Consider the following 14,973-nt stretch of genomic DNA (forward strand, 5'->3'; position numbering starts at 1 on the left):
ATATGGGAGCAAAAGCATTTTTGTTTGTCCTGTGCAGCATCTTGCTGTTAGGGGCATGCGGCACTCCGAAGACCGGAGGGACTATTTATAATATTATGGACTACGGAGCCAAAGGTGATGGTGTCACCGATGACGCCGCGGCCATACAAGCGGCTATCGATCAGTGTTCCAAGTCGGGTGGCGGAACGGTACTGGTTCCGGCAGGGCGTACTTTCATGTGCAGCCCTTTCCATCTGGCCTCATTTGTAGAACTGCATCTGGAACCCAATTCCTGTCTGCTTGCCAATCCTGATGAGGCTGTCTATACACTGAGCGCTTTCCGTGATAATCGTGGTGAAGGCATGATGTGGATTTATGGTCAAGATCTGAAGGAGGTATCCATCACCGGAACAGGAGCCATAGATGGAAACGGTGTCTCCTTTATGGGTAAGGAACTGGAAGACTCTTATGAACTGAAACCGGTGACCGACTTTGATCCCCGTCCGCATGTACTGACGCTTATTAATATAGAGAAAACAGTAATCCGTGATGTGACAATCCGCAACAGTGCCTATTGGACGGTTCATCTCATCGGTTGCAACGATGTTTCCATCGATGGCATCTCTATCCTGAATAACCTGAAGATACGCAACGGTGACGGCATCGATGTAGACCATTCCAAGAATGTGCGTATAGCCAATTGCCATATCGAATCGGGTGATGACTGCATCTGTCTGAAGAATCGTCGTGAGTTTGAAGAATACGGTTCGTGCGAAGACATAGTTGTGACCAACTGTACTATGGTTTCCCGTTCCTGTGCCATCAAGATCGGTTCGGAAAATATGGATAAGATTAATAATGTACTGTTCAATAACTGTATCATCAAGAATAGTAACCGTGGCATCGGTATTCAGAACCGGGATGAAGGAACGATTACCAATGTGATTTTCTCCAATATGATTGTGGATTGCATGTTCTTCTCTGATGTCTGGTGGGGAAAGGCGGAACCTATTTACGTGACTTCCTATCCGCGTGCCGTAGGCAATCATAAGGATGCCGGCTGGCGTTTCCCGAAGGGAGCTATCGAAGGACGTTGCGGAGAGGTGAGCCGTATTTACTTCACAAATATCAAATGCACCAGCGAGAACGGCATCTTTGTAGGTGGGGATACACAAGACAAAGTGAATCATATCTACTTTGAAGACGTAGACCTGCTATTGCAAAAACGTACGGCTTATGAGGGTGGTATCTATGATAAACGTCCGTGTGTGGGCGAAGGATTTATCTATGATAAGACGTATGGTTTTTATATCGATACGGCATCTGATATTCTGATAGATGATTGCATTGTTACTTGGGGAGATATCCGTCCCGATCAGGCAGCAGAAGGCATTGGGCAGAGGGATGTTCGTAATCTGAAAATAAAGGAATAAAAGTTACAAGCTACAAGTTACAAGCTACGAGCTACAAGCTACAAGTAGCTGCGCTATAGTCCGAAAAGCACTTGTAGCTTGTAGCCTGTAGCTCGTCACTGATTCATATTTATAACTTAAATTCGTCACGAAGATGAGACAAAGCATAATTTTTATCTTGTATTTGCTGTGTACTTTCACTACTCGTTCCCAGTCTGTATTAACTCCGGAGCAGGCAGGAAGCATTTATTATGCTTATCCTGCTCCTCCATCCACCTATACCCCTGCCCCTACTGGTTATGAGCCTTTCTACATCAGTCACTACGGTCGTCACGGTTCCCGCTGGATGACGGCGGATGAGCGTTATACGGAAGTTGTCTGCGTCTTTGATTCTCTTTATCAATGTTCCGAACTGACTCCCCTTGGCGTGGATGTCCGCGAACGTCTGCATAAGGTTTGGGAAGATGCCTGCGGATGTAGTGGAAGTATCACCCCACTTGGCGAGCGCCAGCACCGTGAGATAGCCGAACGGATGTATCGCAATTTTCCGCAAGTATTTCGGGGTGGTGCTTTCATTGACGCCCGCTCATCCACTTCCCTGCGTTGTGCCATGAGTATGAGTTATTTCACCGAACGCCTGAAAGAATTGAATCCTGGCCTGCAAGTAAACCGTAGAGCTTACCATCGGTATATGGATTATATCGCCTATACGTCCCCCGAAGGTGAGAAATTTGCTTCTGAGAAGGCTCCATGGAGGCGTGGCTTCAGAGAGTTTGAAAAAAAGAACGTCCGTCCCGAACGCCTGATGGCCTCCCTGTTTGTGAAGCCTGAAGCGATAACCGACCAAGACGCCATGATGCGCAGCCTTTATTGGATTGCCGCTGATATGCAGAATGTTGAGTTGGATTTGTCTTTCTATGATATCTTTGAATATGAGGAATTAGTAGGAGTCTGGAAGACAGTGAATGCCCGCATGTATGTTTGCAATGCTGCTGCTCCGCTCAATGGCGGCCTGATGCCTCGTTGTGCCGTACCTTTGCTGCGTAATATCCTGGAAAGTGCGGATGCCGCCATAGAGAAAGGAACCCCTGCGGCCGATCTCCGTTTCGGACATGATACCCATCTCATTCGTCTGCTTGCTTTGATGCAGATAGAAGGATGTAGTAATCAGGAGGTGGATATGGAGAAGTTTCATCTTGCCTGGCAAGATTACCGGGTTTCTCCTATGGGAGCTAATCTTCAATTGATTTTCTATCGCGATAAGAAGAATGATATACTGGTGAAATTTCTGTTGAACGAGTGTGAAGTGGCACTGCCGTTGAAGAGCAAAATGGTTCCTTATTATTCATGGAAAGAGGTTGAAACTTTCCTGGCGGAGGTAATAGGAAAAGAATAGCCGTAAAGTGAGAATATATAACGGATTTCCACCCGATCATCAGCGTTTATAGAGCAATCAACTCCTGTTTTGACTAAAAGTTGTATTTTTTATCCTAATATAAATACAACTTGTGCAAAAAATACATATCTTTGTATTAGAGAATATGCTTTTACTTCAAAGTAACGGGCAATAAGAGAGTCGTTTAACATAAAAACAGGAAGCGTATGAATAGAATTCTTAAGTTGGGACTTTTAAGTGTCATTGTAGGCGCCTTGTATTCTTGTAGTTCCGATAGTCTATACGATCCGGACAAAGCAGGAGATGTGAAGCTTGCTCAGTATGAAGCAGCTTTTGTAGGAAAGTATGGAGCAATTGCTCCTAATCAGAATTGGGGATTTGGAGGGGCGACAACACGTAGTTCCAATCCTAATAGCAATCAATGGAAAGATTTCGTGGAAGTTCCCTCAAGTGATGATCTTACTTCCGAGAAAATAAACAAAATTGTAGAGCTTTTCAAAGATCCTTCAAAGGCCACTGTTATAGAGAATGTGAATTGGTCGGATTTCTTTGTTCAGCATGTCTACTATGGAAATAAGGACAACATGAATCAATTTGCTGTACATAAGGAGAAGAATGGGACTCCGGATGAAGTTTACAATTTCAATAAATCAGCCGGAAGTATCATGTTCATGTATGACAGCGGTACAAGTTCATTCAGCTATGTAGGTGAAGGAGGGCGCAGATACGATGAGCATAAAATAATATTTTATGAGGGAGATTATTATGTTGGACTTGATTTTGAGTGCTATATGAATCAAAACACTCCACCGGATGGAGATTATAGCGATTGGATCGTACGAATTGTTCCGGCTAAATATATAAAAGCCCAAAGAATCATGGCGGAAGACCTTACAGTATCTGGTGGAGATTTCGATTTCAATGATGTTGTATTTGATGCCGTAACCGTGAATGGTGCGACTGTGGTGACCTTACAGGCAGCTGGTGGTACAATGCCTTTGTATATTGAAGACAATGAAGTACACGAACTGTTTGGTGTTTCTCAATCTACAATGGTGAATACTTATGACAAACAGGCAAAAGCTCCGGTAATATTCCGACTGAAGAACAGATATAGCGATATAAAAGATATACCCGTTCGCGTGAATGATGTGATGTTGCCGGCAGAAGTGGGGAAAGCTCCAGGAAAACTGTGCTGTCCGACTACCTGTGAGTGGACTGATGAACGGCAGAACATTGAAACCAAGTATCTGAACTTCCAGGCGGCAGTGGAAAACGGTAACATCAATTGGTGGGAGTAATCAGTTATTCTGCTACTTCTTGTGATAGAATAGAAAGCTAATATATTTCCCATTCAACCCGGATTCTGATCCGGTTGAATGGGAAATTTCTTTTGATGATAGCCTGCTTTATACTGAAAGATATCGCCTTTTCTATGAGTGGGCTATGTGATAAATAAAGTTTTTATAGGGAAGGCGGTTCAGGAGTACTTATTTCCCAGTTAACCCCTAACGGGTTGTTGCGCATTCTCCATACTAACGAAAGTTTTGGATTATCCAGTATCCACATTTCGCATCCTTCCACAGCATCTTTCACATGAATGAGTGGATAACCCACAGCTCTCTCATTACTATCCAGAACGGAGTATGTTGTCTGATTGTATACAAGTGTATTCTGTTCCTTCAGCTGTTTATAGGCGGAGCGGGAAATGAAGTAAGCCGTTTCCTCCGGAGAGAGCTGTACGTGCTTACCGTCTTCCGGTTGCAGGAAACTGAGCTGCACGGCCTGCTCTATGGACTTAGGTCCCATGGTATAACTTCCCGATTGCCATTTCAGGTTGCGTTCTATTCCCCAATACAGACAGATTGAATCCTGCTTTTCGCGGAAAGACATTTCGTACTTCCGTGTTTGTCCGTGCAGTTTGAATACAAAAAGCAGTGTATCGGGTACAATGCTCTGTGCCAACAGGCTTCCGGTGAAGCCCAGGCACAATAAGGCGGATAGAATTATATGTTTCTTCATCATTTCTTGTTTTCTTCGTTCGACAATAATTGCTGCCCCCATTCACTTGGTTTCTTTCCCATCTTCAGGATTAGTTCACCACCGGCAATGATGTCTTTATGCCGTATAGCTGAGTAAGGGTAAGCCGCTCCGTTCAGGGTGACGGATTGTATGTATCTGTTCTTGTCCGAAAGCCCCTGGGTGGAAATCCGGAAAGTCTTTCCGTTATCCAACCGGAAGATTGTTTCTTCTAATAAAGGAGTATTGATAAGATAATAATCTTGTCCGGCATTGGGATATAATCCCATCATGTGGAAAACGAGCCAGGACGACATGGCACCCGAGTCGTCATTTCCCGGTAGTCCGACAGGACCATCGTTGTAGTTCCTGGAAAGGATTTCGCGGATACGGTCGCTGCTCCGGTAGGGCTTTCCCAACCAATGATAAAGACAGGGGGAGAGGAAAGACGGTTCATTGTTTACATTGAAGAAGCCCTTGTCGAAGAAAATGTCCAGACGTGTTTCAAACTTCTCTGCACCGCCGCATTTTTCAATCAGTCCGGGAACATCGTGCGGAATACTCAGAGAATACTCCCACGAAGAAGCTTCATAGAAGAACATGTTCCACCAGGGAGTGTACCAGGGGCCTTCAAAGGTGACGGGGGTATAGGTAAAGGTCGGTTTTTGTATCTTGGATTTTCCGAAAGTGATTTCATCCAGCCAATTACCTTTTTCGTCACGGGGCATGATAAAACCTTTGGCACCGGCATGTTCATAATCGTCACGCCAGAGATTCTTCCAATTTCCGGATTGTTTCAGGTAGTGTTGGTAAAGGTCCTCTTTTCCCAGACCTTTGGCAACCAGGGAGATGGCATAGTCACAATAAGAATATTCTACGGTGCGGTTTCCGGCGCGGGGGATGCCGTAGGGGATATAGCCGAGTTCCAGGTAGGGGATCAGTCCACCACGTCCTTCCGCTTCATGGCGGTCTCCGGGGCAGACGGTTGCATCTTTCAGCATGGCTTGCAGACCGAGTTCGTAGTCTATTCCTTCTAGACCTTTTACGAAAGCATCGGCTATTACGATTTCAGCATTCGAACCGCCTTGGGTACGTCCATTGCTGTTACCGCTACGAGCGTCGGGCATGTAGCCGTCTCGTTTGTAGATGTTGATAAGTGAACGGACGATGTCTGTTTCACGTTTCGGGTCTATCAGGGTGATGAGTGGAGTAGAAGTGCGGTAAGTGTCCCAGATGGCGTAGAAGTCATCGTAATAAGGTTCGTCATCTGCCCAAAGAGGATTCTCTCCACTGCGGTCTACAGGCATAATCATGGTATGATAGAGGCCGGTGTAGAACATACGTTTCTGTGCTTCGGGGGTGCGGGGAGAGATTTCAATTCTTTGGAGTAAATCTTCCCATTGAGCCAGTAACTGTTTGTGTACAGTTTCGAATGACCAGTGAGGAATGTCAGTATGGGCATTCTGACGTGCTTTCAGTGAGCTGAGGAAGGAGATACCTACTTTCAGTTGTATAACGTCTTCAGAAGAGTTGAAGCGCAACAGGGCTCCGGTCTTTTGATGTGAGTCGTATTGGAATTTCTCATCTGTGATCTTATCGCTTTTCCAGGTAGCTGTATTTATGAAAGGCTTGTCGGTTTCTGCGTAAAAGTAGACTGTATAGGCACGTCCATTGTTCCATCCGCCGCGAATACGGGTGTAGCCGATGACTTCATGGTCGGAGATGATTTGTATTTCGGAACCTACGAATTGCTGAGCTTCGCGGGCATCGGGTACGGGGCTTTCACCTAAGAAGAATCCGGCATCGATGGCCAGTGATTTCAAGGAGTCTTTGGGGTAGGTGAACCGATAGAACGATGCTTTGGGGGCAGTGGTAATTTCTGTTTGTATACCGGAAGACTGGAATTGGGTGGAGTAATATCCTAATTTTATTGTTTCGTCCTTGCGATGGTCGATGTGATTGATGCGGTCCATTCCGTTGCAGAAAGGCATTACAAGGATGTTGCCGTATTTGGGTCCGCCACCTGTTCCGCTAACGTGTACTTGGGAGAAGCCGTCCACCTGTTCGGGCATGGGCAACCAGCCGCTGTTGGGACGTGGGGTGCAGTCCGGTGAGGGTTTCACCATTCCGTAGGGGCAGGAAGGACCGATGAAGACGCGGCCCAGTCCCTCGGAACCGATACGCGGATCGACGTAATTGGTAAGTCCGGTGTCTTGTGCAGAGGCTTTTGCTGAGAATAACAATAGGAAGGATAGTGTGATTAGTTTGGTTTTCATTGGTAGAAGTTTTTGTTTGAATGAAAAAGCCAGGCACTGCAACTGACTAATTTGGGTGTATCAGTTGCAATGCGGGGCTTTAGGTTTTAGAAACTCTAAAAGAAAACAATAGCTTGTTTTTATGTATTGATTGTTGAAATCATTTTGCTTCTGAATTAATATCCCTCGTTCTGATTCCAGTTTGTATTCGTATTCAATATGTCTTGCGGTAATGGAAAGATACGGTTGGTTAGTTTGGTCTTGGCACTCGGGTTGACGATGTTTTTGAAGCCCCAGTCGCGTTCGTACTCTCCAAAGCGAATTAAGTCATTGCGACGCCAGTTTTCGTCGAAGAACTCGCGGCCACGTTCATCCAGCAGTTCGTCTAAGGTGGGATTGGCACTAATCAAAGGAGCGTGTACGTAGGTGCGAATTTGATTGAACAGGCTTTGTGGGGTGTCGCCATTGGTAGCAGAACCACCGCGTAGGATAGCTTCGCATTTGGTCAACAGGATATCGGCATAGCGGAAGATAGGCACATCATTGCTTTGGCTGCGGCCGTACTGGTTGTATTCCGTTACGTAAGCTGCGAATTTGATGGAACGCCAGCCTTGTGTCCAACCGGTGATGTTAGCGCCTGTATTTAGGTTGTCGTAAGCGGGACCCGGAGGAACCGGATCGCCATTATCGTCGTAAATAATTTTTAGTGTAATGCTCTTTGATAAGCTGACTGCCTGGCCTTGGTACATGTTGCGATTTCCTGTCTTTTCGGCTGTTGTGGCATCTATCTGATAGAGATCACCTCCTACCACACAGTCGTTACGACGGTCACCTTCCAAACAGAACAAGTTGGCAAATTCCTCAGTCATGGCAATATTGCCACCCACGGAGTTACTCATAGCTACGGTGTAGAAACCTGCACCGCCACTACCGTCGTTCTGTCCGCGTCGCCAAGTGCGGAAGCGGGCATAGTTCATACCTGTACGGGTCACGCAGTCATAATCCATAGCATAAATGAAGTCTTTTATGTGCGGACCGTTATTATAGAGGAACTTGGCTTTATAGTCGTCACTTAAGTTGAACAAGTCGCTACGGATGATGTCGTCGCAGGCAGCAATACAGTCGTTCAGCTTTTCGTTGGCGGCCGTAGCTGACCAATCGGCACTTGTTACATCCTTTGTGTATACGTTCCAGTTGATGTAAAGTTTGGCCAACAAGGCGTCTACCATCCAGCGGGTAGGTTTGCCGTAAGTGGCGGTATTTACTTCCGTGGTCATATCATCGCGTATGGCTAATAACTCCGATTCAATCCAGCGGGCTACATCGGCACGGGGGGCACGCTCCACTGCTTCATTTTCTTCGGGAGTACGTTCCAGAATAGGTATGTCACCAAAGCAATCCATCAGAATGAAGTGATAGAAAGCGCGTGCAGCACGCACAGGGGCAATGGCTGTAGGGGAAGCCTCGTCGCCACCTAGTTCGATGATAGCTTGATTGCACTTGGTGATGCCGCTTGGTAAATCTCCATACCAGCCGATGCAGGCGTCGTCAGCCAATGAGTTGTGTAATGAAGGGTGAGAGTTGTTGCCGGAGTCGTAGTAGTCGCCGTCAAAACTTACACCCATAGCTTCGTCGGACGAGAATGTTACCAACTCGTTGTAGCGACGGTTCAAAGGACCGGCGAAAGCATAGTATACGTCGGAGGTCTTGGCCTCAATAGCTATTTCCGAATCCGGATATTCGGTGTGGAATGATTTAACATCCACATCCAAGTCTGTGCAGCCGCTTATTGCTAAAGTCAGCAGTGCTATCGGGAGAATATATTTTTTCTTCATATTTTCTTCGTTTTATGTGATTAGAAATTTACGTTTAAACCGAACATGAATGTTCGTGTGCGCGGATAACGGGAATGACGTGCATCAATACCCGGAGCTGTACCTCCTAAAGAGATTTCAGGGTCGGTACCTTTATAACCGGTCAGTGTGAATACGTTGTTGCAAGTGGCATATACGCGCAGGCTGTTTACCCAATCTCCCAATTTACCGAAGTTATAACTCAGGGTAAGAGTTGAAAGGCGCAGGTAACTTCCGTTTTCAATATATCGATCTGATGGAGCTTGTGAACGGCTGTCTGTGGCTTTTTGTTCGGTAGCTACATCAGCCAGAACATTTTTACCGGCTGAAACTAATGATACGTTGCTATATTGTGCGCGAGTGGCATTGTATATTTTGTTACCCAAAACTCCTTGAATGAATGCTGTCAATGACCAGTTCTTGTAACTGAACGTATTATTCCAGCCATAAGTCAGTTTGGGCTGTGCGTTGCCACATTTCACTTTATCCTTGTTCTGTGGATCTCCGGTAGTGGCTTGCTTACCGTCTTCGCCTATCACGGGTGTGCCGTCTTCGTTGAATTGATAGAATACGGAGGCACCGGAATCGTCATATCCTGCCCATTTCCAAGTGTAGAATGTGCCGATAGGTTCGCCTTCCATGATGCGTTGTACGTTGGCTGTATTATATCCGCCTAAGTTCAAATATGCCTTGTTCAGATATTCTACAGAATAAGTACTGTTGGAGAGGCTTACCACTTCATTCTTGTTGTGCGACAGATTCAGGCTGGTTTCCCAAGTGAAATTGCGACCCTTTACCGGTGTAGCGTTGATAGTGAGTTCGATACCTTTGTTGCTAATCTCACCTACGTTGGCATCCATCCAACCATAAGGAAAACGGTTGGTTGATACGGCATATCCGTTGATCAGGTCTTTAGTACGTTTGTCGTAGTACTCAATTGTACCGGTAAGTCGGTTGCCTAGGAAACCAAAATCGATACCTACGTTGAACATGCCTGTCCGCTCCCATTTTAGATTGGGGTTGGCATTACGAGTGGCGGCCAATGTACGATAGGCTTGTGTAATACCTTCGGCATTGGTGTAATTAAACCAGCCGGATGCACTGTAAGTTTGAAGAGCAGTATAGGCATTAAACCCCAGTGAATTACCGCTTACCCCATAACCGATGCGTAGTTTTAAGTCATCAAATAGACTTTGATCTTTCATGAAATTTTCTTCGGTAATACGCCACGCTAATGATACAGAGGGGAATGTAGCCCAACGGTTATTTCGTCCGAAAGCCGAAGAACCGTCACGACGCACAGTGGCTTGGAACAGGTACTTGCTGTTGTAACTATAGTTTATACGACCATAGAATGAAATCATGCGCAGGGTAGAAAGTCTTTTGTTATCATCACTCCAGATTCCGTCTATGTCCATATTATTGGCCATTCCCAGATTATAGTACAGCAAATCATCATTATAGAAGTTGTAGGCTGTTAGTCCGAATCCGTCATTGTCATCGCTTTGTTCCCATGAATAACCGGCCATCAGACCCAGTTTGTGTTTTTCGGCAAAAGTCTTGTCATAGTTGAAGTATGCTTCCAACTGCTTCTTCTGATTTTCAAGCGTCTGGCGAGTGGCTTGTCCGTGGCGTGAAGAAGTAGCAGTCAGCTGCGAATTGGTAGAATTGTAATTGCTGTAAATCCACTGCTGGTTTTGCATAGATATATTGAGGTTGAATTTCAGGCCATCTATGATGTCAAGGGTAGCCTTAGCAATGCCTTGCAGATATTTATTCTTCTGTCTGTACAGGTCTTCGTGAATCATAGACATTGGATTCATATTCTGTGATATGTCCTGGCGACGATACCAGCTTCCGTCTGCATTCTTTACAGGAGCTAACGGTGAGTAGTAGTACATAGCGTCATACACACTTTCGCCATTATATTCGCCGGTAGGTACACTATTTGCATCGGTGATACTGGCGTTGACACTGAATGCCAATTCCAGACGGTCTTTGAGTGTTTTGGTTTGAACGAATGAACGGGCTGTGATACGCTCCATATCGCTACCTCGGATAACACCTTGTTTGTTCATATAGTTGATACTAGCACTGTAAGTGGTCTTATCGTTACCACCGTTGATACTGACATTGTGATTGTGCGTCAGTGCCGTACGTGATACTTCATCCTGCCAGTTAGTGTTAGCGCCTTCGTCATTCAATAGTGTTATATTGTTTGCCTTAGCATAAGCGCGTAGTTCGTTAGCTGTCATTACATCTAGACGCTTCATTATATTGTCAGCAGCCACATAAGCGCTATAGCTTACGGTAGTCCGTTCTTTGCTGCCCTTTTTGGTGGTAACGATGATAACACCATTGGCAGCTTTCGAACCATAAATTGCGGTAGCGGTAGCATCACGCAACACGTCAATGCTCTCTATATCTTCAGGGGAGACAAGTGCGAGGTCTACACCTGGCACACCGTCTACCACATAATAAGGTTCCATGGCAGCGCCATCACGCAGAGATGATGAACCACGCAGGGTGATAGAGCCTGTACCCGAAGGGTCTGATGTATTAGTAACAGTCAGTCCGGGAACTTTACCTTGCAGCAGTTCCGAAGGTGAAGAAAATGCACCTTTATTTAATTGGTCTGCTTTCACTGTCGTGATAGAGCTGGTAACATCCTTACGCGTCATGCTACCATACCCCACTACTACTACTTCATCTAGTGTTTGGGAATCTTCTTCCATTACTACATTAATAGCGCTTTGGTTCACTTGAACCTCTTTTTTAGTAAAGCCAATGAAAGTAAATATGAGGGCTTGCCCTCTTTTCACTTCTATAGAGTATTTACCGTCAAGATCGGTGATACAACCATTGGTGGTGCCTTTTTCTAATACATTGACGCCTGCCAATGGTTCACCAGATTTGTCTGTAACAGTACCGGTAACCTTGTTCTGGGCAAATGCTAAGGTACTACTTAGCAAGAACACTACAAAGAGCACGCTTTGCGCAAATGTCCTTTTTCTTTTTAATTGTACATTCAGCATAAAATAAAGTTTTAGTTATAAATTATGTTCTCTTCTTCTATATATTTATAAATATTATTCTGGCTGCAAAAGTAGGTTGTACTTATTACAGATATATTTCAAGTATATTACAATATTACTGTAATATTTTGATATACAATTGATTGAACTGGGTGAGAGACAAAAGGATATTTGCTTTATATTACTATCTTTGGATAGATGTAATGTAAAGAATAAAGGCGGTCGTTCCATGTTGTCCTTTATTATAAGTGACAACTTTGGGAAAAAACGGGATAATGTCTTTGCCTCCATAGTATTTTAGATTTTGATTACCGCAAATCTAAGCCAATGAAGTTACAGTTAGGGAGAAAATGATGCAAATTAGGGGGAAAATAGTGAACTATCGTTTTTTTTCTGGATTATCCCGCCCAGTCTTCTCTATCCAGGTTCCTGTATCCGATGGCTTCTGCCAAATGTGAGGGCTGTATCAGGTCACTGTTTTCAAGATCGGCAATGGTACGTGCAACTTTTAGTATACGGTCGTAGGCACGGGCGGAAAGATTAAGCCTGTTCATTGCATTTTTCAGTAAGGCAAGACCTTTGTCATCCGGACGAGCATATAGGGAAAGTAGTTTGCTGCTCATTTGTGCATTACAGTAAACGCCCGGAATATCTGCATATCTGTTTTCCTGAATTTGTCGGGCGGAGATTACACGCTCCCGTATGCTGGAACTTGCTTCTCCCGGATGTGCATCGGACATTTTCTCAAAAGGTACAGGAACTACTTCAATTTGTAGGTCGATGCGGTCAAGTAGAGGGCCGGAGATACGATTCAGGTATTTTTGTACTTGTCCTGGGCTACATACACAAGCTTTTGTCGGATGATTGTAATATCCGCAAGGGCATGGGTTCATAGAGGCTACCAGCATAAAACTGGCAGGGTATTCCACATTGCTTTTCACACGGGAAATGGTGATCTTCCGGTCTTCCAGCGGTTGGCGGAGGACTTCCAGTACGCTGCGATTGAATTCCGGCAACTCGTCCAGAAATAAAATACCATTATGGGCAAGGCTGATTTCTCCTGGTTGTGGATAACTGCCTCCACCCGTCATGGCTACTGTGGAGATAGTGTGATGCGGATCGCGGAACGGGCGTTTTGAAATAAGCCCCGTATTGTTTTGCAGTCTTCCTGCCACAGAATGTATTTTTGTAGTTTCAAGGCTCTCTCCCAGGGACAGTGGGGGAAGAATGGATGGTAATCTTTTGGCAAGCATGGATTTTCCGCTTCCCGGGGCACCAATCAGAATAATATTATGTCCCCCTGCCGCGGCCACTTCCAGTGCACGTTTTACGTTTTCCTGTCCTTTTACATCCGCGAAGTCCAGATCAAAGCTACTTTGTTGTGCATAAAACTCTTCGCGGGTATTGACGATGGTAGGAGTGAGTTCCTGCTTCCCATTGAAGAATTCTATTACCTCTTTGATGTTTTCAACTCCATATACTTGAATCTGATTGACTACTGCCGCTTCAAGAGCGTTCTGTCTGGGTACTATGATTCCTTCGAATCCTAATTCACGTGCTTTGATGGCAATGGGCAGAGCCCCCTTGATGGGTTGCAGGCTACCGTCAAGGCTCAGTTCGCCCATCATCAAGTAGCGGTTCAGCTTATCCGGTTGGATTACTTCTCCGGCGGCAAGCATACCAATGGCAAGTGGGAGGTCATAGGCGGAACCTTCTTTGCGGATATCAGCAGGTGCCATATTGATGATGATATTGCTGGTAGGTATCCGGTATCCATTCACTTGTAGTGCGGAAATGATACGTTGGTGGCTTTCTTTGACGGCCGAATCCGGTAGTCCGACAAGATAGAACATACAACCTCTTGAACTATTTACTTCGATGGTGATGAGAGTTGCGTCGATACCTTGCACAGCTGCTCCGAAAACTTTGATTAGCACGTGTTTATTAGTGATTAGTGGTGAGTAGTTTTTTTCTTCTCCTTTTCTTTTTCAGCAATTTCTTTTAGCTTGTTCTCAATTGCTTTTTCATCCAGATTTTTACCTTCTATTCTTCCCGTAGGACTGAGAAGTATGTTGGTAGGAAGCGTCTGTATGGCAAATTGTTTGATAATCTCTCCGCTCCAGCCGGAGAAATCACAGGCTTGTTCCCATTTCAGCGTATCCGCTTTGATGGTTTCCTGCCATTTCTTTTTATCAAGATCGAGAGAAACGCCCAGCAATGCGAAGTTCTTATTCTTCTGCTCTTTCTTATAAATACGGCGGAACATGGCATTGTTTGCACGGCTGACCGTATCCCACGAAGCCCAGAACTGTATGAGCAGGTACTGGTCTTTAAAGTTGGAGCGACTTATATCTTTATCTTCCGCATTGCGCAGTCGGAAGTAGGGTGCCGATTTTCCTACAGCTACTTTTTCTTCTTCTTCAATCCGGTTCAGTAATGCATCCATGAAGGGGCGGTCCTTCAGTTCTCCGGTCATACGGTCTGCCAGTTTCTGGATTTGTGTCAGATCGGGTTGAGGGTTTTGCACAAAGTATTTATCCAGCAGATAGATACTGACTAATGAAGCAGGATGTTCAGTAATGAATTTCTCTGCTTTCTCTTCCAAAGCTTTTCCGGACGGGGTACCCAATCCTTTCAGGTCCTGGTTGAAGTCTGTTAATTCTTTATTGGGGGCATTGCCGCTGATTTGTAAAGAGGATAGTTCGGCCATGGAGCCTTTTATTTGTATCTTATTTCCTTTATTCAGGAAAAGCGGGTACTCCGTTCCATCACTGAATAATAAGATTGTGGTGACTAACGTATCAGCAGAAAGTGTCGCGGAGAATTTATCTTTTTCGGCAATCAGCGTATCCATGCGGTCATGCATTCTGTCCGCACCATATAAATAGATGGTATCATTCCCCAATCCTTTGATTTCTCCGCTGAGGCTGATACTATCGGTTTTCTTTCCACCACAGGCAGAGAGGCCGATTAATAGAAGATATAATAGACAGACGTTCTTCATCTCTAAATACTTTTCTGCGA

General features: G+C 45.1%; 9 protein-coding genes. 3 read left to right on the plus strand and 6 right to left on the minus strand.

Annotated elements, in window-relative coordinates; all coding sequences use genetic code 11:
* The first annotated feature begins 2 nt into the window (after positions 1–2).
* From K6V21_RS07290 to K6V21_RS07300, 3 genes are all read left to right on the plus strand, one after another.
* Positions 3–1,412 carry a glycoside hydrolase family 28 protein gene (locus K6V21_RS07290; RefSeq protein ID WP_224321379.1) on the plus strand — a complete coding sequence of 470 codons (1,410 nt, stop codon included), beginning with the start codon at positions 3–5 and terminating at the stop codon, positions 1,410–1,412.
* Positions 1,413–1,545: 133 nt separating this feature from the next.
* Positions 1,546–2,787, plus strand: coding sequence for a histidine phosphatase family protein (locus K6V21_RS07295; protein ID WP_224321380.1), 1,242 nt, complete (start codon positions 1,546–1,548; stop codon positions 2,785–2,787).
* 206 nt (positions 2,788–2,993) lie between these two features.
* Complete coding sequence (locus K6V21_RS07300) at positions 2,994–4,088, plus strand: hypothetical protein (protein WP_217715473.1); 1,095 nt, start codon at positions 2,994–2,996, stop codon at positions 4,086–4,088.
* Positions 4,089–4,251: 163 nt separating this feature from the next.
* Here K6V21_RS07300 and K6V21_RS07305 read toward each other — a convergent pair whose 3' ends face one another.
* The 6 genes from K6V21_RS07305 to K6V21_RS07330 all read right to left on the minus strand — a co-directional run bounded on the left by K6V21_RS07305 (position 4,252) and on the right by K6V21_RS07330 (position 14,953).
* Positions 4,252–4,812: a hypothetical protein gene (locus K6V21_RS07305; RefSeq protein WP_224321381.1), complete on the minus strand. Its 561-nt coding sequence runs from the start codon at positions 4,810–4,812 to the stop codon at positions 4,252–4,254.
* Positions 4,809–7,082, minus strand: a complete 2,274-nt coding sequence (locus K6V21_RS07310) for a GH92 family glycosyl hydrolase (RefSeq protein ID WP_224321382.1) — start codon at positions 7,080–7,082, stop codon at positions 4,809–4,811. Before K6V21_RS07310 ends, K6V21_RS07305 begins: the two co-directional genes overlap by 4 nt.
* 155 nt (positions 7,083–7,237) lie before the next feature.
* The gene (locus tag K6V21_RS07315) at positions 7,238–8,896 is read right to left on the minus strand and encodes a RagB/SusD family nutrient uptake outer membrane protein (RefSeq protein ID WP_224321383.1); all 1,659 of its coding nucleotides are present in this window, start codon (positions 8,894–8,896) and stop codon (positions 7,238–7,240) included.
* A 20-nt stretch (positions 8,897–8,916) separates the two neighbouring features.
* Positions 8,917–11,949, minus strand: a complete 3,033-nt coding sequence (locus tag K6V21_RS07320; protein WP_224321384.1) for a SusC/RagA family TonB-linked outer membrane protein — start codon at positions 11,947–11,949, stop codon at positions 8,917–8,919.
* A gap of 398 nt (positions 11,950–12,347) precedes the next feature.
* Positions 12,348–13,886 carry a YifB family Mg chelatase-like AAA ATPase gene (locus K6V21_RS07325; protein ID WP_217715478.1) on the minus strand — a complete coding sequence of 513 codons (1,539 nt, stop codon included), beginning with the start codon at positions 13,884–13,886 and terminating at the stop codon, positions 12,348–12,350.
* 14 nt (positions 13,887–13,900) lie between these two features.
* The gene (locus K6V21_RS07330; protein WP_224321385.1) at positions 13,901–14,953 is read right to left on the minus strand and encodes a TlpA disulfide reductase family protein; all 1,053 of its coding nucleotides are present in this window, start codon (positions 14,951–14,953) and stop codon (positions 13,901–13,903) included.
* Between the last annotated feature and the right edge of the window lie 20 nt (positions 14,954–14,973).

Origin of the sequence: Bacteroides cellulosilyticus (genome assembly GCF_020091405.1) — a bacterium.
In the GTDB taxonomy this organism is placed as follows: domain Bacteria; phylum Bacteroidota; class Bacteroidia; order Bacteroidales; family Bacteroidaceae; genus Bacteroides.

Excerpts from the sequence above, each read along its gene's own strand:
- K6V21_RS07290 (WP_224321379.1), top strand. The coding sequence starts at position 3 with ATGGGAGCAAAAGCATTTTTGTTTGTCCTGTGCAGCATCTTGCTGTTA.
- K6V21_RS07295 (WP_224321380.1), top strand. The coding sequence starts at position 1,546 with ATGAGACAAAGCATAATTTTTATCTTGTATTTGCTGTGTACTTTCACT.
- K6V21_RS07300 (WP_217715473.1), top strand. The coding sequence starts at position 2,994 with ATGAATAGAATTCTTAAGTTGGGACTTTTAAGTGTCATTGTAGGCGCC.
- K6V21_RS07305 (WP_224321381.1), bottom strand. The coding sequence starts at position 4,812 with ATGATGAAGAAACATATAATTCTATCCGCCTTATTGTGCCTGGGCTTC.
- K6V21_RS07310 (WP_224321382.1), bottom strand. The coding sequence starts at position 7,082 with ATGAAAACCAAACTAATCACACTATCCTTCCTATTGTTATTCTCAGCA.
- K6V21_RS07315 (WP_224321383.1), bottom strand. The coding sequence starts at position 8,896 with ATGAAGAAAAAATATATTCTCCCGATAGCACTGCTGACTTTAGCAATA.
- K6V21_RS07320 (WP_224321384.1), bottom strand. The coding sequence starts at position 11,949 with ATGCTGAATGTACAATTAAAAAGAAAAAGGACATTTGCGCAAAGCGTG.
- K6V21_RS07330 (WP_224321385.1), bottom strand. The coding sequence starts at position 14,953 with ATGAAGAACGTCTGTCTATTATATCTTCTATTAATCGGCCTCTCTGCC.